Annotated in this window: 17 protein-coding genes and 1 tRNA gene; 2 read left to right on the forward strand and 16 right to left on the reverse strand. The window is 65.0% G+C overall.

All coding sequences use genetic code 11. From position 1 onward, the window contains the following. Positions 1 to 76: 76 nt before the first annotated feature. The 9 genes from GMST_RS02070 to GMST_RS02110 form a co-directional block, all read right to left on the reverse strand. Positions 77 to 1,582 carry an ammonium transporter gene (locus GMST_RS02070; RefSeq protein WP_183352940.1) on the reverse strand — a complete coding sequence of 502 codons (1,506 nt, stop codon included), beginning with the start codon at positions 1,580 to 1,582 and terminating at the stop codon, positions 77 to 79. Positions 1,583 to 1,702: 120 nt separating this feature from the next. Next, a complete protein-coding gene (locus tag GMST_RS02075; RefSeq protein ID WP_183352941.1) occupies positions 1,703 to 2,041 on the reverse strand; it encodes a P-II family nitrogen regulator in 339 nt (112 codons plus the stop codon). Between the two features lie 256 nt (positions 2,042 to 2,297). Then, on the reverse strand, positions 2,298 to 4,430 hold the full coding sequence (locus GMST_RS02080; RefSeq protein ID WP_183352942.1) for a putative bifunctional diguanylate cyclase/phosphodiesterase: 2,133 nt from the start codon (positions 4,428 to 4,430) through the stop codon (positions 2,298 to 2,300). Beyond that, a complete protein-coding gene (locus GMST_RS02085) occupies positions 4,424 to 6,901 on the reverse strand; it encodes a response regulator (protein WP_183352943.1) in 2,478 nt (825 codons plus the stop codon). The genes GMST_RS02080 and GMST_RS02085 overlap by 7 nt, the downstream gene beginning before the upstream one ends. Positions 6,902 to 7,011: 110 nt before the next feature. Beyond that, positions 7,012 to 7,698: a type 1 glutamine amidotransferase gene (locus GMST_RS02090; protein WP_183352944.1), complete on the reverse strand. Its 687-nt coding sequence runs from the start codon at positions 7,696 to 7,698 to the stop codon at positions 7,012 to 7,014. A gap of 11 nt (positions 7,699 to 7,709) precedes the next feature. Next, positions 7,710 to 8,819, reverse strand: coding sequence for a CapA family protein (locus tag GMST_RS02095; protein WP_246399164.1), 1,110 nt, complete (start codon positions 8,817 to 8,819; stop codon positions 7,710 to 7,712). Between the two features lie 180 nt (positions 8,820 to 8,999). Beyond that, entirely contained in the window at positions 9,000 to 10,988 is a 1,989-nt protein-coding gene (locus tag GMST_RS02100; protein WP_183352945.1) for a (Fe-S)-binding protein, read from the reverse strand. A gap of 168 nt (positions 10,989 to 11,156) precedes the next feature. After that, positions 11,157 to 12,500: an electron transfer flavoprotein subunit alpha gene (locus tag GMST_RS02105; RefSeq protein WP_183352946.1), complete on the reverse strand. Its 1,344-nt coding sequence runs from the start codon at positions 12,498 to 12,500 to the stop codon at positions 11,157 to 11,159. Between the two features lie 179 nt (positions 12,501 to 12,679). Then, complete coding sequence (locus GMST_RS02110; RefSeq protein ID WP_183352947.1) at positions 12,680 to 13,492, reverse strand: electron transfer flavoprotein subunit beta/FixA family protein; 813 nt, start codon at positions 13,490 to 13,492, stop codon at positions 12,680 to 12,682. A gap of 274 nt (positions 13,493 to 13,766) precedes the next feature. On the opposite strand from GMST_RS02110, the gene GMST_RS02115 reads away from it, so the two are divergent. Further along, the gene (locus tag GMST_RS02115) at positions 13,767 to 14,672 is read left to right on the forward strand and encodes an energy transducer TonB family protein (RefSeq protein WP_183352948.1); all 906 of its coding nucleotides are present in this window, start codon (positions 13,767 to 13,769) and stop codon (positions 14,670 to 14,672) included. A gap of 122 nt (positions 14,673 to 14,794) precedes the next feature. Here GMST_RS02115 and galU read toward each other — a convergent pair whose 3' ends face one another. The 6 genes from galU to GMST_RS02145 form a co-directional block, all read right to left on the reverse strand. After that, positions 14,795 to 15,661 (reverse strand): UTP--glucose-1-phosphate uridylyltransferase GalU, encoded by an 867-nt coding sequence (gene galU / locus GMST_RS02120; RefSeq protein ID WP_183352949.1) that lies wholly within the window; start codon positions 15,659 to 15,661, stop codon positions 14,795 to 14,797. Positions 15,662 to 15,791: 130 nt separating this feature from the next. Beyond that, positions 15,792 to 16,040: an FmdB family zinc ribbon protein gene (locus GMST_RS02125; RefSeq protein WP_183352950.1), complete on the reverse strand. Its 249-nt coding sequence runs from the start codon at positions 16,038 to 16,040 to the stop codon at positions 15,792 to 15,794. An 82-nt stretch (positions 16,041 to 16,122) separates the two neighbouring features. Continuing rightward, complete coding sequence (locus tag GMST_RS02130) at positions 16,123 to 16,584, reverse strand: CBS domain-containing protein (RefSeq protein WP_183352951.1); 462 nt, start codon at positions 16,582 to 16,584, stop codon at positions 16,123 to 16,125. Further along, positions 16,584 to 16,895, reverse strand: coding sequence for a DUF167 domain-containing protein (locus GMST_RS02135; RefSeq protein ID WP_183352952.1), 312 nt, complete (start codon positions 16,893 to 16,895; stop codon positions 16,584 to 16,586). Before GMST_RS02135 ends, GMST_RS02130 begins: the two co-directional genes overlap by 1 nt. After that, complete coding sequence (locus GMST_RS02140) at positions 16,888 to 17,337, reverse strand: DivIVA domain-containing protein (RefSeq protein ID WP_183352953.1); 450 nt, start codon at positions 17,335 to 17,337, stop codon at positions 16,888 to 16,890. Before GMST_RS02140 ends, GMST_RS02135 begins: the two co-directional genes overlap by 8 nt. After that, positions 17,334 to 17,663 (reverse strand): YggT family protein, encoded by a 330-nt coding sequence (locus GMST_RS02145; RefSeq protein WP_183352954.1) that lies wholly within the window; start codon positions 17,661 to 17,663, stop codon positions 17,334 to 17,336. The genes GMST_RS02140 and GMST_RS02145 overlap by 4 nt, the downstream gene beginning before the upstream one ends. 397 nt (positions 17,664 to 18,060) lie before the next feature. Between GMST_RS02145 and GMST_RS02150 the strand changes: the two genes are divergently transcribed. After that, a tRNA-Sec gene (locus GMST_RS02150) sits at positions 18,061 to 18,158 on the forward strand. 71 nt (positions 18,159 to 18,229) lie between these two features. On the opposite strand, the gene GMST_RS02155 is transcribed toward GMST_RS02150, so the two are convergent. Continuing rightward, positions 18,230 to 19,618 carry a phospholipase D-like domain-containing protein gene (locus tag GMST_RS02155; protein ID WP_183352955.1) on the reverse strand — a complete coding sequence of 463 codons (1,389 nt, stop codon included), beginning with the start codon at positions 19,616 to 19,618 and terminating at the stop codon, positions 18,230 to 18,232. Positions 19,619 to 19,939: the final 321 nt, after the last annotated feature.

A 19,939-nucleotide genomic window follows, 5' to 3' on the forward strand; every position in this document is an offset into this window, starting at 1 on the left:
AGACCGGCCGGACGAAAAAACGGGAGGGATCCCGAAGGCCCCTCCCGTTGGTAACAGCCTCGTGATGGCGACTGTTTTAGTTGTACGCGGTCTCGGAGTGCTGGGTCTGGTCGAGGCCCATGATCTCGTCTTCCTTCTCGACACGGAAGCCGATGGTCATCTTGATCGCGAAGCCGATGATGAAGGTGACCACCACCGCGTAGGCTGCCGCGGCGCCGACTGCGATCAGCTGAATGACGAACTGTTTGCCGTTGCCGGAGGTGAGGCCGGTGGCGCCGACGGTGGCGAAGACGCCGGTCAGGATGGCGCCGGTGGTGCCGCCGATACCGTGCACGCCGAAGGCATCCAGGGAGTCGTCGTACTTAAGCTTGGCCTTCAGCATCACGCCGCCATAGCAGACCAGGCCGCCGGCGATCCCCATCAGGATGGCAGCACCCGGCTGCACGAAGCCGGCGGCGGGGGTGATGACGACCAGGCCGGCCACTACGCCGGAGCCGAAGCCGAGTGCGGAGGGTTTGCCGGCGTGGATCCACTCGGCGATCATCCAGGTGAGACCTGCCACCGCCGGGGCCACCATGGTGGTGGTGAAGGCGAGGCCGGCCAGGCCGCCTGCGGCGTCGGAGCAGTTCGGGCCGACGATGGCGGAACCTGCGTTGAAGCCGAACCAGCCGAACCAGAGGATGCCCACGCCGATCAGGGTCAAGGGGAGGCTGTGCGGAGCCATGCGTTCCTGCGGGAAGCCGTGGCGCTTGCCGAGGAAGAAGAGGATGACCAGTGCCGAAATACCGGAAGAGAGGTGTACGACGGTGCCGCCGGCGAAGTCGAGGGCCCCGAGCTTGAAGAGCCAGCCGTCGCTCATCCAGACCCAGTGCGCGATCGGGTCGTAGACCAGGGTGGTCCAGAGCAGCACGAAGACGCAGTAGGCGGAGAACTTGATGCGCTCGGCAAGGGCGCCCGACACCAGCGCCACGGTGATCATGGCGAACATGCACTGGTACATGGAGAAGACGAACTCGGGGATGGCGCCCGGCTCGGTCGGCACGTTCTGGAACAGCGCGTAGACCGGGTTGCCGTCCTTGAAGGTGATGAGCCCGTTGAGCATCGCCTTACTCAGGTTACCCAGCAGCCCGTGCCCCAGGTCCGGAGCAAAGGCCAGCGAGTAGCCGATGATCACCCACTGCACCCCGACGATCCCCATGGCGACCATGGAGTGCATCATGGTGGAGAGCACGTTTTTCGAGCGGACCATGCCGCCGTAGAACAGGGCGAGGCCGGGGGTCATGAAGAGAACCAGTGCGGCGGAGACCAGCATCCAGGCGGTGTCGCCGGTATTGAGGACCGGGTCGACGTTCTTGGGAGCGGCGGCCGGAGCCCCCGGAGCCGGGGCGGCAACCGCAGCAGCCGGAGCAGCGGCCGGTGCGCCGGCTGCCGGGGCCACTGCAGGGGCGGCCGGGGCCTGGGCCGGAGCGGCAGCGGCAGCGGGTGCTGCCGCTGCGGGAGCCGCCTTCTCTTCGGCCTGGGCCAGCAGCGGAGCCGCCACCAGGCAGGCCAAGAGCGCGAACTTGGAAAGGGAACGGACCATGTTACCGCTTACAGAAGCGGTGCCTCCTGCCATCCGGGCAGCCACATTGCGGATACCTCTTCGTATCATTGTCTTCTCTCCTATAGGGATTTTTTCTGGTTCGAAAAAACGGTGATTGAATTAAATGGCCTCGTCGCCCTTTTCCCCGGTCCTGATCCTGATCGCCTCGTCGAGGGCCATCACGAAGATCTTGCCGTCGCCGATCCTGCCGGTCTTGGCGGTCTGCTCCACGGCGCCCACAACCTTGGCGACCAGCTCGTCGGCCACCGCGATCTCGATCTTCACCTTGGGGATGAAATCCACAACGTACTCGGCACCGCGGTAGAGCTCGGTGTGCCCTTTCTGGCGGCCGAAGCCCTTCACTTCACTGACCGTGATCCCCTCGATGCCGATCTCGTTCAAGGCATCTTTCACTTCGTCCAGCTTAAACGGTTTGATGATCGCTTGAATAAGCTTCATTGCTTGCCCCCTCCCCTTTGATGTTGTTGCCCCGCTGCAGTCAGGTAATTAGCATGTGGCGTGCCAGAATAAAAAACCGCGGCATTGTCATAACTTAGGCGACACCCTCCCCACCGTGCGAGGTTTCGTGCACATTTTAAAGGCAGGGAGTTGCCTCGAAAGGCAGGGGATAGCGGATTTTTTAGGCTGAGGTTTTTTCAGGTGAGGGGAAAAAAGACCGGTGCAGCCGGCAGGGGAGCGGGTCCCCCTGCGGCTGTCAGGCGCCTGCGGAGCAGGAGCTCAAGCTGGTCAACATGGGGGGGATGGCCTCCGGGGGGAGCGGCCGGCTGAACAGGTACCCCTGGTAGGTGTCGCAGCCGTGGCTCACCAGGAACTCGAGTTGGGCCGTAGTCTCGACCCCCTCGGCGATCACCTGCAGCTTCAGGGTGTGCGCCATCTCTATGGTGGCCAGGGTAATGGCGGCGTCGTCGGGGTCGGTGGTGATGTCGTTTATGAAGGTCCGGTCGATCTTCAGGACGTCAAGGGGGAAGCGCTTCAAATAGGAGAGCGAGGAGAAGCCGGTGCCGAAATCGTCGATGGCCAGGCGCACCCCCATCTCTTTCAGGGCGGTCAGGGTCTTCACGGTCTTCTCGGTGTGGGCCATGAGTACCCCTTCGGTGAGTTCCAGCTCCAAAAGCCCCGGGTCGAGTCCGGTCTGCTCCAGTACCGAGGTGACCGTGTCCAAGAGGTCGTTCTTCAAGAAGTGCTGCCCCGAGATGTTGAGCGCCAGGGTGACGGGGGGGAGCCCCGAGTCGAGCCAGGCCCTGTGCTGCCGGCAGGCCGCGAGCATCATCCACTGGTCGATCTGGATCACGAGGCCGATCTCCTCGGCCAGCGCCAGGAAGCGCCCCGGCTCCACGATCCCCAGCTCGCGGCTGTTCCAGCGCACCAGGGCTTCCACCCCGACCACCTCCCCGGTCCGCGCGCAGACCTGGGGCTGGTAGTACACCGTGAACTCCTCGTCCTTCAAGGCCTTGTGCAGCTGGCTCTCCAGGATGATCCGCTCCAGGGCCTTGGCGTTCATCGACTCGTCGTAGATCTGGTAGCCGTTTCGCCCCTGTTCCTTGGCCTGGTACATGGCCCCGTCGGCATTTCTGATCAGGTCGCTCGCCGTGCAGGCGTCGAAGGGGTAGAGGCTGATGCCGATCGAGGTGGAGAGGAAGACCTCCTGCCCTTCCAGCGAGTAGGGGAGCGAGATCGCCTCGAGGATGCGCCGGGCCACCTTGGCGACGTCCTGGAAGTGGTCGATGTCGGAGAGCATGATGGTGAACTCGTCCCCCCCAAGGCGCGAGACCAGTGACGGGGGTCCCTCGTCCTCGCCGCGGGCCAGGCAGTCGCTGCGCCTGACGCAGCGCAGCAGGCGGTCCGCCACGTCCTGCAACAGGCGGTCCCCCACCCCGTGCCCGAGGGTGTCGTTCACCAGCTTGAAGCGGTCCAGGTCGAGGAAGAGCACCGCCAAGAGCCGGTCGTTGCGGTTCGCGAAGACCAGCGCCTGCTCGAGCTGCTGCAGGAAAAAGCGCCGGTTGGGGAGCCCGGTGAGTGCGTCGTAGTAGGCCAAAAGCCTGATCTGCTCCTCGGCGTGCTTTCGCTCGGTGATGTCCTGGATCGTGCCGGTGAGCGATACCGGGTTCCCCTCGTGGTCGAGCACCGTGACCAGCTCGGCGTGCAGGGTGCGCTCCACGGCGTCGTCCAAGAGGATCCGGTAGTCGAAGCTCAAAGGGGCGCGCCTCGCTATGGCGTCCTGCAGGGAGCTCTGCACGAAGCTGCGGTCCAGCTGGTGCACCGGGTCGAGGATCGGGTTCACAAGCCGCGCCCGCTCCGTACAGCAGATGTTGTAGACCTCCTCGGAGCAGTGGATCTCCCCGGTGTTCAGGTCCCACTCCCAGGAGCCTATGTGCGCGAGGCTCTGGGCGTGCGCGAGCCCCTCGCGGCTCTCCCGGAGCTGTTCCAGCGCCGTACTGGCCCTCAGCATGTAGTTGACCCGGTAGCGCAGGATGTGCCAGTTGATCGGCTTGGTGATGAAATCGGTGGCGCCGGCCTCGTAGGCGCAGTTGATGGACTCGAGGTCGTCCAGGCCGGTCATCATGAGCACCGGGGTGTCGCGACCGGTCAGGGTGCGCCGAATCGCGCTGCAGACCGAGAAACCGTCGATCCCCGGCATCACCACGTCGAGCAGGATGATGTCGGGACGGCTCTCCTCGAAGGTCTTGAGCGCCTCCTCGCCGCTGCCGGCGTCGCGCACCGCGTATCCCGAGTGCTCCAGGGTCTCCCTGGCCAAGAGCCGCACCGCGTGGTCGTCGTCCACCACCATCACCAACGGGGTCGCCCGTTTGATCTTCCTGGTCAGCATAGTGCGCCTCCCTGCAGGGCCTCGCGTACCATCCGGTACTCCTCTTCTACCTGCAAAAGCAAGGGGAGCGCCCCCTCGGTAGAGCCGGCGCGCCCCAGCGTCTCAAGTTCCAGGCAGACGTCGGCAAGGCGCAGGGCCCCGAGGTTCGCGCTGCTCGACTTGAAGCTGTGCGCCGCCGCCTTGAGCTTCTCGGGGTCCTTGCCCGATTCCGCCTCGCGCAAGGTCTGCAGCAGCGTGGGGGTGCTGGAGAGGTAGAAGTCCACCACCTTGCGCAGCACCTCCTTGCCGCGCTCGCCGGGGAGCATCTTGATCATCTCGATGGCGCCGCTGTTGTGGTCCCGGCTGATCGGCCCGTCGTCCGGCACCGCGGCCGAGCTCTTCAGGTGCCGGCGCATGACCCGGGAGAGCTCGTCCCGGCTGAACGGCTTCGAGAGGTAATCGTCGGCCCCGGAGGCGAGGCAGTTTTCGCGGTCCCCCTTCATGGCGAAGGCGGTCAGCATGACGACCGGCAGGCGCCTTCCGGCGCGGCTCCGCGCAGCGCTGCCGGCGCAGAGCTCCCCTGCCTCACCGACCACGGCCGCGCCGCCTGGTTTCCCACCCGCAGCCTCCCACTCCCTGATGCGCCGGGTTGCCTCCAGGCCGTCGAGCTCGGGCATCTGGCAGTCCATGAACACCAGGTCGTAGCGGGTTCGGCGCACGCAGTCCAGGGCCGCCAGCCCGTCCTGGGCCAGATCCACGCTGCACCCAAGGCTCTCCAGCATGCCGCGCCCCACCTCCTGGTTCACCTGGTTGTCCTCGACCAGGAGCACCTGGGGCGCCCGCTTCGGGGCCCCCTCGGCGGCGCCCGCTTCGGCTTCCGGTTCCATCCCCAGGGCCCTGGCCAGCGTGGCGTAGAGCCCCTTGAGCGGCAAGGGGCGGGAGAGCGCGGCCGCCACCCCGGTTTCGCGCTCCAAGAGCTCGCGGCGTGGCTTGCGGTCGTCGGCCAAGAGGACCAGGCGCAGGGAGCGCCCTGCCGGCAGCGCTCGCACCGAGGCGGCCAGTTCCAGCCCGTCCGCCCCCCCCGGCACCTCGTCGATGATCACCAGGTCAAAGGGGGCCGCCACCACCCGGCACAGGGCACGGGAGGGATCCTCCACCCGCTCGGCGTCGATCCCCCAGCCGGCCAGCTGTGCGAGGAGCGCCCCGCTGGTCGTGTCGTCCGCAGAGGCGATCAAGGCCCGCTTGCCGCGCAGCGCGCTTTGGCTACCGGACGCCGACCAGTCGAGCGGTTCGTCCTCTGGTTCGGTCAGGCGCACAGTGAAGCTGAAGGCGGAACCGCAGCCCGGCGCGCTCTGCAGGGTGAGTTCACCTCCCATGAGCTCGGTGAGCTGCCGGGCGATGACCAGGCCGAGGCCGGTCCCGCCGTAGCGGCGGGTGATCGATTCGTCGGCCTGGGCGAACTGCTCGAAGATGCGTCCCTGCTGCTCCGGCTGGATACCGATCCCGGTATCCGTGACCCGGAAACGGATCAGGGCCGCCTCCTGCCGCGAGACTTCGAGGGTCACGCTCCCCTTGGGGGTGAACTTGAGTGCGTTTCCCAAGAGGTTGATCATGACCTGGCGCAGGCGGCCCGGGTCCCCCTCGAAGGTCCCCTCGACGCCCTCGCCCACCAGGCAGCGCAGCTCGAGACCCTTTTTCGCGGCATCCTCGGCAAAGAGCCCCGCCGTCTCGGCCACCAGCTCGCGCATGTCGAAGGGGATCGATTCCAGCTCCAGGCGCCCTGCCTCGATCTTGGAGAAATCCAGGATGTTGTTGATGATGGTGAGCAGGGCCTCGCCGGAGCGGCGCACCGTGTCGACGAACCGGGTCTGTTCCTTGCTGAGGTCGGTGTTCTGCAGAAGCTCGGTCATCCCCAGCATGCCGTACATCGGGGTGCGGATCTCGTGGCTCATCTGGGCCAGGAAGTCGCTCTTCGCCTGGTTGGCCGCCTGGGCCGCTTCCATGGCCCGGCTGGCGCGCTCCAGGCTATCCTCGAGCCGGCGGTTCACGCTGGAGAGCTCCCCGGTCCGTTCGGCCACCTCGAGCTGGAGCTCCTCGGAGTGCAGGGCGAGCCGCTCGTCGCGTACCGCGATCTCGGCGAGCATCCCGTTGAAGCAGTCGAACAGAAGTCCCAGCTCGTCGTCATGCCAGCTCTGGACGCGGACCTGGTAGTCCTGGCGCTTGGAGACGATCTCCATTTTCTCGGTAAGGTGACGGATCGGGTGGGATATCAGGAGGGTGATGCGGCGCGCGAGGAGCCTGACGGAGCAGAGCACCGCAACTGCGGAGAGGGCGAGAAAACAAGCGCTGAAGAGATAGGGGGAGGAGCCTCCCCGGGACCGGAAGGCGAGGGAGCCGGCGAGCAGCACGAGGCAGATGAAACTATTGGTGGCGAGCAAAAGGGTCGAGAGCTTCCCTTTGATGGTCTGCTTCGAGAACCAACGATCAGTCACAGCCCCCCCTTCCCCCGCGTAAGCCGACGGTGTCGTGGCGCCGCCCCGGGAGGGGGCGGCAGGTAGGTCCGGCGCGAATCGTTAGAACTTTACAATAATTGAATTGGAATTCAAGGGCGGCGCAAGCCGGCGGCGAGGCGGACGAAGTTGCCGAGAATGGCGCGGGAAGCGGCGTCGAAGGCCGCCTTTTGGGCGAGGAACCCGGTGAGCAGATCCTCGGGAGGGTCCGGGAGATTCCCCCAGCAGGTGACGATCACGGGGTTCACCTCGGGGTGGAACTGGACCCCGTAGGCGCTAGGGCCGAGGCGGAAGGCCTGGGCGGGGCAGGCCGCCGAGCTCGCAAGGAGGAGCGCGTCACCCGGAGGGGTGAAGCTGTCGTTGTGCAGCTGAAAGGTGAGAAAGCTCCTCGGGACGCCGGTGAAGAGCGGGTCGGCCGCGCCGCTGTCGTTCAGCTCCACGCTCCGGATCCCCATTTCCCCGTGCGGCGACGGGGAGGCGACGCAGCCGCCGGCCACCTGGGCCAAAAGCTGCCCCCCCAGGCAGATCCCCAAAAGCGGGACCTCGCGCTCCAGAGCCAGGCGCAGAAAGGCGCGCACCCTCTCGAGGTAGGGAAAGCGCTCGGTCTCGTAGACCCCCATGTCGCCCCCAAGGACGATGATGCCGGTCACCTGGGCCAGGTCGGGAAAGGGGAGCTCCGCATAGGCGGCGACGGTCTGCGCGGCAAAGCCCGCGGCCGCGATGATCTCCGGGCAGGTCCCCGGGGGGCAGTTCGGGTCGTTTTGTAGCAGGACAAACATGTCGGTTACTCCTATGGTTGCCGCGCGGCGCGGAACTCGCCGTCGGGGCCGAAGCTTAAGGGGGAGCCGGGAAAGTCCTCCGCGCTCAGCCGGCGCATCAGGCGCAAGGCGCGCTGTTTGAGGTCGCGCACCGGCCCGCGCTGGAAACCCTGCAGGAAGGAGGTCACCCTCCCCTTCTCGAAGGAACCGTCCCGGGCCAGCTCGACCGTGAGGAGCGGCGCGTAGCCGCTCTCCCCCACCACGCTCACCCCGCCGTAGGTGGCGAAGTTCCCCAGGCTGTAGGCGATCAGGCGCCCCTTGTAGAGCTCCAGGGCCCGCGGCACGTGCGGACCGTGACCGATGACCAGCGCGGCGCCGCGGTCGATGGCGGCATGGGCGAAGCGCACGAGGTCGCCGCGCGGCTCGTCCAGGAAGAGCTCCGGCCCGGGCGCCACGTGCAGGGCCCCGCGCCCCTCGGCTCCGGCGTGCACCGAGAGGATCAGGATGTCGCAGCGCCGGGCGATTTCGGCGACCTCGGCGAGCGCCCGCTCCGGGTAGACGATGGAGCGCGGCGGCGCGCCGAAACCAAGCGCGAGCACCGCTACCTTGAGCCCGCGTACCTCGAACTCGGCCACCGGCCCCGACTTCCCGGCGTAGGCGACACCGGCCTCGCCCAGCGCCTGCTTCGTGGAGCGGAGGCCGTCACGCCCGAAATCCAGCGCGTGGTTGTTGGCCAGGGAGACAAAGCTGATCCCGGCGCGCTTCAGGTTCTGCGCGTAGGAGGGGGGGGTGCGAAACAGGTAGCGGCGCCCCTTGAGCGGCTCCTTGGTGGGGTCGCCGCCTAAGAAGAGCGGCCCTTCCAGGTTGGCGAGCGCCAGGTCTGCCGCCTGGAAAAGGGGTGCGGCCGGGGCAAGGAGACTGCGCCCCTGGTCCTTGGGGAGGCGGGGAGCGGGGAAATCGCTCCCCATCATGACGTCGCCCACGGCGGCCACGGTGAGGGCCGCGGCATCGGCGCCGGCGCTTGAGGCGAAAAGTACGAAAAGCTGAACGGCGAGAAAGGAGAGGCGGCGCAGGTGGCGCAGGGTGGCGTGAGGGCCGAAGAAGGTGCGCGGGGCGTCGGATTGGGATGAGCGGGTGTGCAAGGGTTTCTCTCGGGGCAGAGCCTGCCGCGACACGGCAGCTGCAATAAATAATAGTAGTGCCAGGTACCGGAATTCGCCTCCTGCTGCCCCGTTGCGCCAGGAAGCGAAGCTCCCCGATCCTGCCAAGGGGGAAGCGGCGCCCGCCCGGCCGGCTTTTGGGCCGGCCGGGCGGGAGTTACCTTACACGCTTCGCAGGCTTTCGGCAATCACTTCCGCGATGTCCCGGACCTGCACCTTCTCGGCGCCCCGGTCCTTCAGCCCGTCTTCGAACATGGTCAGGCAGTAGGGGCAGGCGACGCAGACCGTGTCCGGGGTCTGGGTGAGCGCCTCGTCCACCCGGGCGTGGTTGATGCGCTCGCCGATCAGCTCCTCCATCCACATCCGCCCGCCTCCCGCGCCGCAGCAGAAGGAATTTTCCCGGTTGCGCTCCATCTCCTTGACCGGCTTCCCGGTCGCCTTCTCGATGAGGGTTCGCGGCGCGTCGTAGACGCCGTTGTGGCGCCCCAGGTAGCAGGGATCGTGGTAGGTGACCGTCCCGAGGCCGGCGGCCCCTCCGGTGAGCTTGAGGCGCCCGGTCTGCACCAGCTCCGAGATGAGCTCGCTGTAGTGGCGCACCTCGAGCTCCAGCCCGAACTGGCGGTAGTCGTTTTTCAGCGTGGTGAGGCAGTGCGGGCAGAGGGTGATCACCTTCTTGACGCCGCGCTCGCGGAAGAGCTCCACGTTCTCCCGGGCCATCTTGTCGAACAGGAACTCGTTCCCCAGCCGGCGCAGGCTGTCGCCGCAGCACTTCTCGTCCTTACCCAGGATCCCCCAGGAGACCCCGGCCGCGTCGAGGACGGTGGCGAGCGCCACGGTGACCTGCTTGGTGCGCGAGTCGAAGGAACCGGCGCACCCGACGTAGAAGAGGTACTCGGTCTCACCTGCGGCAAAGGGCTTCACGTCGAGGGTGGAGACCCACTTGGCGCGCTCGCCCGGGGCGATCCCCCAGGGGTTGGAGCGCTGTTCCATGTTCTCGAACAGGTTCAAGAGCTCCTCGGGGAAGTGCGCCTTGGTCTCCACCAGGTGCCGGCGCATCTTGACGATCTTGGGCATCTGCTCGATCAGTACCGGGCAGGCCTGCATGCAGGCGCCGCAGGTGGTGCAGGACCAGATGGAATCCTCGGTGTTGGTCCCCTCCCCTTCGTCGCCGATGAGCGGCAGGGTCCCCGGGCGCCCTTGCTTCAGCGCCGGGCCGTTTTCCAGGAGGTTCGTCTTGATGGCGTGCACGATCTGGCGCGGGTTCAGGGGCTTGCCGGTGTTGGTGGCCGGGCAGGCGGCCTGGCAGCGACCGCACTCGGTGCAACTGTACGAGTCGAAGAGGTCCTTCCAGGTGAAATCCTCCACGCTCCCCACCCCGAAGGTCCCCCCCTTCTCGAAACGCTCGCGCGGCTGGGTGTTGGGCCACTGAAGGCTTCCGAAGTAGCAGTTGGGGATGGCGGTCAAGATGTGCATGTGCTTTGAGTGCGGCAGAAAGCAGATGAAGGCCAAAAGCACCAGGGCGTGCAGCCACCAGGAGACGAGCACCACGCTGTCGAGCCCTCCCCCCAGGGGGGCGAGCCAGGAGGCGATCAGGGTCGATACCGGCATGGCGGCGGTCGCGGTCTCCGCCCCCTGGGCGATCAGCGCGCCGTGCATCCCGAAGTAGGCGATCATCAACAGCGCGATGAAGCTGAGGATCAAAAACGCCTCCGGGCTTCTCCCCTTCACGTAGCGGCTGTCCAGGTAGGGAGGCTGGATGAGCAGGCGGCGCCCGAAGGAGAAGGCGATGGCGACCAGGGTAGCGAGCGAGACCAGATCGAAGAGGATGAGCAGCGCGTGGTGCACCCCCTCCGGGAGCAGACCGAGGTTCAGTCCCGGGAAGACCCCGGCCACCAGGAACTCGCCGTTGGCGAGCGCCAGGACCAGGAAGGACCAGAAGATCACGAAGTGGTTCAGGCCGAAGGGCTTTCTAAGGACGCGCGCCTGGGCGAAGGCGTAGAGGAGCATGTCCTTCAGGCGCTGCCCCGGCTGGTCCAGGCGCTCTTCCGGTTGCCCCAGGAGGACCAGCGAGAACCGGCGGTAGACGCTGAAGCAGAAAAAGACCAGCGAAGCGGCCAGCAGCACGGCAAATAGTGGAGGATGCGGCATCATGAAAAAACCTCGTATGCGTCTATGCGGCCTTGAGCCGCGTTATGTGTAAATACGGGAAGCGTGCATAAGGTTTGCGTTCCACCACCTGCTGGCACCCCCCAGTCCCCCCCTTTGCGAAGGGGGGACTGGGGGGATCTGCCTTGGGTATCGGTATGACGCGGATTCGGGTTAGGCCGGCTTTCCCGAGCGCGCCTGTTTGAGCGCCTTAAGCTTGCGGGTGAGGGCCGGGACCACCTGGAACAGGTCCCCCACGATCCCGTAGCTCGCCACCTGGAAGATCGGTGCCTCGGGGTCGCGGTTGATGGCGATCACCACGTCGGAGTCCTGCATGCCGACCAGGTGCTGGATCGCCCCGGAGATGCCGCAGGCGATGTACACCTTGGGGCGTACCGTCTTGCCGGTCTGTCCCACCTGGCGGTCCTGGGGCATCCATCCGGCGTCGACCGCGCTGCGCGAGGCCCCCACCACCCCACCCAGCACGTCGGCCAGATCCTGGAGCATGGCGAAGTTATCCTTGTTCATCATCCCCCTCCCGCCGGAGATGATGAAGTCCGCGCCGGAGATGTCGATCTTGGAGCCCGCGCCGCCGTCCATGAGGATCTTCAGCACCTTGACCTTCATCTCCTCCTCGCTCACCGGCACCTTTTCGCGCACGATCTCGCCGGCAAGCGCCGGGTCGAAGGCGGGCATCGGCATCACGTGGGGGCGCACGGTGGCCATCTGGGGCCGGAACTTGTCGCAGATGATGGTGGCCATGATGTTGCCGCCGAAGGCTGGGCGGGTCTGCATCAGGTTCCCCTTGTCGTCGATGGAGAGCCCGGTGCAGTCGGCGGTGAGACCGGTGGCGAGCTCGGTGGCGACCACGCCGGCCAGGTCGCGCCCCAGCCCCGTCGCCCCCATGAGGATCACCTCGGGGCGGTACTTCTGAACCAGGGCGCAGACCCCGCGCTGGTAGGCGTCGGTCCGGTAGTGGCGCAAGACCGGAGCGTCCATCAGGAAGACCCGCTGGGCGCCGTAGCCGATCGCCTGGCGGCAGAGATCCTCGACCCCTTCGCCCATCACCACGGCGGCGAGCTCGCAGTTGCGCGCCTGGGCCAGCTCCATCCCTTTGCCGAGCAGCTCCCAGGAGACCTTGGCGGCCACCCCTTCGGTCTGCTCGATGAAGACCCAGACCCCGCGGTAGGACGAGAGCTTGCGGGCGAGTTCCGCCTCTTCGGCGTCCTCCTCGACCGGTGGGGCGCCGGCCGCGGCCGACGCGGCCGCGAGTTCCTGCAGGATGCGGAGCTCCTCCGGGGTGAAGGACATCTCCAGTGCCTGGACCGGGCAGACCTTGACGCATTTCACGCAGCCGATGCACTTGGAGGTGTTGATGATCGGTGCGCCCGCATCGTCCATCTCGATGGCGTCGACCGGGCAGGCGCTCTGGCAGCGCGCGCCGCAGGCGATGCAGCGCCCCTCCAAAAGGGAGGCAACGCCGCGCGGTTTTTTCGGGGGTTTCACAGCATCAGTCATTATCTAATCCCTTGAATGGTCCGTCGGAACCGGCTTTAAAGGTAGTTCAGGTGGGCGGCGGCAACTCTCGGGGAACGGGCTCTCCCCCTTCCCTCACCGCCTCATCCGCCCAGCCTTCTGCGCTTCGCCCAAAATGGGCGGGGCGTCAACCGAAAGCGGCCGGGTGCGTATCAGTCTGGTCACAGGGCCAAAAGGTCCTTTTCCAGCATCTTGTCGATCAGAAGCTGCGCGGCCCCCTCGGGATCCCGGGCGCCGTCGCCCAGCATCTCCCCCTTGGCGCGCTCCGGGGAGAAGATCCGGCTCACCCAGGTCGGGGAGCCCTTGAGGCCGATCTGGTTCGCGTCGAGGTTCAAGACCTTGTTGTCCCAAAGCTCGACCTGGGCGTCCACCGCCTCCAGCCGCTGGGCCACGGTCGGGTAGCGCGGCCGGTTCAGCTCGCGGACCACGGTGAGCAGCGCCGGAAGCGGGGCCTCCACCTCCTCGTGCCGCCCTTCCAGTTTCCGGCGGACCTGGATGCTGCGCCGGGACGGATCCAGCGCCTCGACCCGGTCCACCAGGGTGAGCTGGGCGTACCCCAGGCGGGTGGCGATCCCCGGACCCACCTGCGCGGTATCGCCGTCGATGGTCTGCTTGCCGCAGATCACCACGCCGACCTCCTCTTCCTGGGCCAGCCGCTCGATGGCTGCGGAGAGCACCTTGCTGGTGGCAAGGGTGTCCGCACCGCCGAAGACCCGGTCCGACAACAGGATGGCGCGGTCCACACCCAAGGAGAGTGCCTTGCGCAGGGTGGCCTCGGCGTTTGGGGGGCCCATGGAGATGGCGGCGACCCGGAAGCCGAAACGGTCCTTGAACTTGAGCCCTTCCTCGATGGCGTGGGTATCATAGGGGTTCACGATGAACGGGACCCCCTCGCGGATCAGGGTGTTGGTAACCGGGTCGATCTGGACCTGGGTGGTATCGGGAACCTGTTTGACACAAACGACAACCAGCATAGTAACCTCGAACGTTTTGGTGCCTCTGAAGCTACAGCAGCGCAGTTAAAATGAATTGATCTAAGTCAAATAATGGCGATCCAGGCAATGCTTGAATTTGTATCATCATTTAGACTGCGAGGCAACCGTGAAGCAATATCAACCAGTTCACTCTTGCTTTTTGGGGATCGATCTTTTACCATTTCGGTTCGTGCCCGCTCTCTAAGCGCCCAAGCGCCGCTTTTTGCCAGCCTTTATACCACCGATACAGTCCTTTCCTCCCGGGCGGAGATAGATGTCCGACAGAAATATAGAAAAATCCTTACTCTACCTCGTCCTGCTCTCCGTCCTGCTGCATGTGGCGGTCTTCTGGGCGGTGTCGAAGCTCCCCAAGGAGCCGCCGCACCCCGAAGAAGCGACCATCGTGGACCTGAAGGACATCCCTGATCTCCCCCTGCCGCCTCCCCCCGCAGCGCAGCCCGCGCCCCCGAAAGCCGTACCGCCGGCCCGGCGGGAGCCGCGTCCCGCGGAGCGCCCCCGCATAGCCCCCGTCCCGAGCCTGCCCCGGACCGCCCAGCAGGCGCCCGCGCCGAGCGAGAGCAAAAAGGCCCTCCCCAGCAGGGGAATTCCGGCGCAGCCCAAGGCGGACCTCGGCATCCCGGCCCGCCCGACCGGCAGGGAGGAGGCGCCGCGCCGCGAGAGTGCGGGACGCGAACCCAGCCGCGGCGAAGGTCTCTTCAAGCCGCAGCGCGGCAGGTCCGAGGAGCTGGCCCGGCTGTACCCCTCGACCCGGGGGATACAGCGGATCGAGGAGAATTTCCGGAAGAAGTACGAGGACGCCGAGCAGGGCGACACCCGGCTCATGGACACCGACGATCCGAACATCGGCACCTTCACCCGCCGCTTCGCCATCGCGCTGCGCGACCGGCTCAACTCCATCGACCGCTACGAGAGAAAGGGGGTGGGGATGACCGTGCTCACCATCCGCATCGGCCGGGACGGCATGGTGGAGAGTACCCGGATACTCTACACCAGCGGAAACGCGAAGCTCGACGAGCTCGCCACCAAGGCCGCCAATTCGGCGAGCTACGTGGGGCCGCTCCCCAGGAAGTGGGACCACGAGACCCTGAACCTGATCTGCTCGTTCGTGATCCGTGAAGGGGGCGGGATCTCGGCAAGCTGGGAACTCTCCAACCAGTAAGCGGCGCTCCGCCAAGAGAAAGGGGACCGGCCCCCTTGGTGCCCGTCCCCTTAATCGACCTCGCCCTGCCCCACGCCGGAAACTGCCGGGGACCGGCTCAAGCAACTGCCAGCCCCCTCCCCTCACCTGCAAAGCCTCAACCTCAAAAACTCCTCGAACGACCCGTTGAACTCGTCGCGCTTCAAGGCCATATCCACCGTAGCCTTCAAGAAGCCGAGTTTGTCCCCGCAGTCGTGGCGGATACCCTCGAACTGGCGGCCGAAGATCGACTCCTGCTTGCTGAGCCTCAAGAGCGCGTCGGTGAGCTGGATCTCCCCCCCCTTGCCCGGCGCCTGGTCCTCGAGGATCGGGAAGATCCCCGGGGTCAGGATGTAGCGGCCGATGATGGCCAGATCCGAGGGGGCGTCGATGATGGCGGGCTTTTCCACCAGGTCGAGTACCTCGTAGATCCGCTCGGAGAGCTGGTTCGCGCGCACGCAGCCGTAGGAGGAGATGCTCACCATGGGAACCTTCTCCAGGGCGAGCACCGGGGCGCGGTAGCTTTCGTAGACGTCGAGGAGCTGCGCGAGACAGGGGGTCGGGGCGTCGATGATGTCGTCGCCCAAAAGCACCGCGAACGGTTCGGACCCCACGAACTCCTTGGCGCACAGGATGGCGTGCCCGAGCCCCAGGGCCTGCTTCTGGCGCACGAAGAAGATCTTCGCCATCTCGGCGATCTCGCGCACCAGGCAGAGCTCGGCTGCCTTCCCCTTGCCCTCGAGCAGGGATTCCAATTCGAAGGCGTGGTCGAAGTGGTCCTCGATGGCCCGCTTGCCGCGTCCGGTTACGAAGAGGATCTGCTCGATGCCCGAGGCAACCGCTTCCTCGACGACGTACTGCACCAGCGGCTTGTCGATGAGCGGCAGCATCTCCTTGGGGGTCGACTTGGTGGCCGGCAGGAACCTGGTCCCCAGCCCAGCTACCGGAAAAACGGCCTTTTTCACCCGCATGGCGCCCTCCGTTATATTCTTTTAATGTAATGAATAATAAGTACCAGGCGGGGTTTGTAAAGGGGGGTGCGCTGCGGGCAAAAAAAAACCCCCGAAGCCGGGGGTTCTTTTTGGGTAGCGAGCTCGCGGTCTAGCTCGCCGAAGGGCAGCCGGCGCAGCTGCCGCCGGAGGGGCAGGAAGGGGCTGCCGCGGACTTGCTCCCGCCGCCGTAGCCGTCACTGTACCACCCCTGACCTTTCAGGGCGAACCCGGTCTGGGATATGAGTTTTTCGACCTCGCCGCCGCAGGAAGGGCAGGAGGAGGCCGGAGGATCGGAGAATTTCTGGCGCATCTCGAACGTGTTGTTGCAGCTTTTGCACTGGTATTCGTAAAGTGGCATGACGTGTACTACCTCCTGTCGCGTACTGCGGTGTAAAGAAAAACCTTGCTGCGCTTAATATAGAAATCCCCTACCCTGTTTGTCAAGGGGTCGGGAGCTCCAGGCTGCGGGTCATCGCGAAAAGAAGGCGGGAGCGGTAGATGATCCCCACCACCTTCTTGCCGTCCACCACCGGAACCCTCTGGAAACGGTGGGTGAGGAACAGGGAGGCGACGTCGCTCACCCGGGCATCCTGGGTCACCGAGATCGGCTGGTGCTCCATGATGTCGGAGACCGGCAGATCCTTGATCTTCGCGCAGAGCGACTCGAAGTAGGGGGCGTCGGAGCCGCCGGTGGGGGCCCCGTCCATGAGGGCCGTGATGATGCTCAAGGGGGTGAGGATGCCGGCCAGGCCGCCGCGCTCGTTGAGGACGATGAGGCCCGGAGCGGCATTGAGGAAGCTTTCGTCCCCGAAGTTGCGCTTCATGGTGCGGACCGCCTCGGCGACGCTGGTCCTAACCGAGATGGTGGGGACATCGGTTACCATTATGTCTTTGGCTTTCATCAAAGGGTCGTCTCCTCTTCCCTGAAAAGTATGGCGAGCGCGTCCGGGCTGACTCCCGCGACCTGGACCACCTTGTGCCGGGACTTGCCTCCCGAGCGGATCGAAACGCGGGACTTGGCGATCCCCAGCGTCTTTGCTATCAGTTCCACGCACTGCTTGTTGGCCGCGTCCTCGACCGGCGGCGAGGTGAGCCTGAGCCGTAATTCGCCGTCCTTCGGGCCGCAGATCTCGGCGCGCGAGGCCCTGGGCTGGACGTGGACGCCGAAGCATACCCCGTCCGGCGTCGCAGTGAGCCGCACGGCGTCACTCATCTTTTAAGGCGAGCAGCTTATAGTAGGTATCGAGCAGCGCCTTGAAACCGGACTCGAACTGCACCTTCTCGCGGCGCAACTCCTGGATCTGGTTGGTCAGTTCCACGAGCCTCCTCTCCGCCTCAGCGACGACCCGCTCCCCCTTCAGTTCCGCCTCCGAGATGAGCAGCTGCGCCTCCTTCTGGGCGTTGGCCTTCATCTCCTCGGTGACCCGTTGCGCGGCGAGCATGGTCTCGCGCAGCTGCACCTCGCGCGCCTCCATCTCGGCCACCTGGTTCGCGTGGCGGTTCAGGCGCTCCTTCAGGTCGTTGTTCTCGCGGATCAGCTCTTCCAGTTCGCCGGCCACCGCCTGCAGGTAGCCGTCGACCTCCTCGGCGTCCAGGCCGCCGAACATCTTCCCCTTGAACTGCTGTTGCTGGATGTCCACCGGGGTTATCTTCATAGTGCCTGTCCCTTAAGTTGGCTGCTGAACATCATCAGGTAGGTGTACGCGGTGTCGAACACCACGATCTGCACCAGGTAGATAAGGATGAAGACCACGACCGGAGAGAGGTCGATCATGCCGGTGTCCGGCATGTAACGGCGCACCCGGCGCAGCACGGGTTCTGTGGTCCGGTAGATGAAACTGACGATGGGATTGTAGGGATCGGCGTTGACCCAGGATATGATGACATTTGCCAGGAGGATGTACTTATAGATCGTCAAAATCCCGCTTGCCACTTCGACTATCTTTGCCAGGGCCAAGAGGACATTGGCTAGCAGAATCATTAACCCTCCCTTATCAATCACAGAATGGCATGCCAAGCTATACAGAAATTCGCATAGTTTGTCAAGCCGAGGTCCCTCGTGAAATAGAGCCTCGGTAACTTGCAGAGGGTACTACAGAACCGTTGCAGCTGACAACCTCTTCTTGGCTTTATAAGAGAATATTAGCAAGAAAATCCGCGTACTGAGGCCGCACCACCGGCAGAGCCGCTCATTTCCTGCGACGCGGGCCCGGCAGGAACTGTTTGTGAACGCTGCCGGATGGCACATCGATCTTTAGCGATGGGGAATTGCTGGACCGAGGGTCCGGGAGATAGCAGTTGACTTAGCACCGGCGATGATTTAAAAGAGTCGGGCTGGATGCTTGAGCTTTTTGACAGGTAGCAGGTTACCTCGAAATGGAAACGCAACCGTCGCTGGTGGGCGGCCCGGTCTTCAAAACCGGTGTGGGGGGTGAGAAACTTCCCAGGTGGGTTCGATTCCCATGCGTTTCCGCCATCAACCTACCAACTTTTACTCGGCACGCCCCCGAGCCCGCTCACCAGCGGGCTTTTTGTTTTTGGTATCCGCTACAGCCAGCGCAGGAACAGGTCGACGAACCACTCCTGAAACCTTGGGAACAGCGGTCTTTTTTCCCACTCCTCGAGCAGGATCGGCCGGGACTCGGCGAGATCCTTGGCGAACATCCGCTCCATCTGCGCGGCGAACTCCTTGCCGAGGATGACCGCGTTCACCTCGTCGTTGGCCAAAAGGCTCAGGTAGTCGAGGTTCGTCGAGCCGACCGTCGACCACACCCCGTCGATTACCGCTGTTTTCGCGTGCAAAAGGGAGCTGGCGTGCTCGTACACCTTGACGCCCCCCTTCAGGAGCTTCGCATAGTGGTGCCGTTGCGCGTACAGCGCGATCTTTGAATCGGTCACCCCCGGAAGCACCAGCTTCACGTCGACCCCGCGCCGCGCGGCCTCGATGAGCGCCTCTTCGATCTGGTCGTCGGGGATGAAATAGGAGTTGGTCAGGTGGACGGAATGCTCGGCGTAGGAGATGGCGGCGACGTAGACCACGAAGGGTAGCCGGTTCGACTCGCCGGGGGTGCTCCCCACTACCCGGACCAGGGAGTTCCCCTGTTCCTTCAGCGTCGGGAAGAAATTACCCTTGGTAAGCGGCGGCCCCTTTTGCCTGCGCCAGGTGTCGAGGAAGAGCTTCTGCAGTTCGGCCACCGAAGGCCCCTCGATCTGGATGTCGGTGTCCCGCCAGTGGATCGGTTTTTTGGAACGCTTCTGCCTCGTGCTGTGACCGCTCGAATAGACCTTGCTGATGTTAACACCGCCGATTATGGCAAGCCTGCCGTCGACGATCAGGACCTTTCGATGGTCCCGGTGTGTCAGGCTCCAGATGTCGCGTTCGGTGTCCGGGACGATCGGGTTGAAACCGACCACCTGCACCCCGTCGTCGCGCAGGCGCTTGAAGAAGGCTGCCGGGGTGCGCAGGCTCCCCACGCTGTCGTAGACGAGATGAACCGCGACCCCCTCGGCCTGCTTTTTGGACAACAGTGCGGCGAACCGGCGCCCCATCTCGTCGTCTTCGATGGTGAAGCTCTCCAGGTTGATGTGGTCTTTGGCGCCGTCCATGGCTTTGAACATGGCGGCGTAGGTCGCCTGCCCGTCGGCCAGCAGGGTGACCTTGTTGCCCTTGGTCATCCGGTTGTCGGAGACCGACTCGACGACCGCGTTGAAGCGCTCGACCAGGTCCGTCGGGGGGACCGAGCATTTCAGCCGTTCCAGGATCGCCTTGCGTTCGTGGGCCGGTAGCGGGCCATGGGAGGAGTCGATTCGGGGGGGGTGCGGGGCAGGCGCATCGTCCATGATGCGGGAGACTTTGGGCAGGGTGGCGCACCCGACGCCGAGGCCGAACACGGCGCAGAAGAGGAGCACTCTCCAGAGGGTACGTTTGACTGTCATAGCAGTACGTTGAACTGTTTCAGCAACGCAGCGCGTTGTCAGATGCCGATTCGCGGGCTACTTTTGCCATCGTTTATATTTTTACATATCCCCGTACCGCTCGTTCGTCAAGTGGACCTGGGGCGCTGCCGGCGCCCCCACTACAAAAACACGAACTGCAGTGCTGCTCGGCAACGATGAGCCCTGCAACGTGCAATCATGCGAGCCTGGCGCCGGACTTCTCCCCATGACGTGTTAAAGGTTCCGCTTCAGCTTTGGTTCGAATTTCCGATATGGTCAACGGAGCAGGCGATCCCGGTTCAGGTGGTTACCAGGGACGAA

Source organism: Geomonas silvestris (assembly GCF_014193515.1).
GTDB classification, from domain to species: Bacteria; Desulfobacterota; Desulfuromonadia; order Geobacterales; family Geobacteraceae; genus Geomonas; species Geomonas silvestris.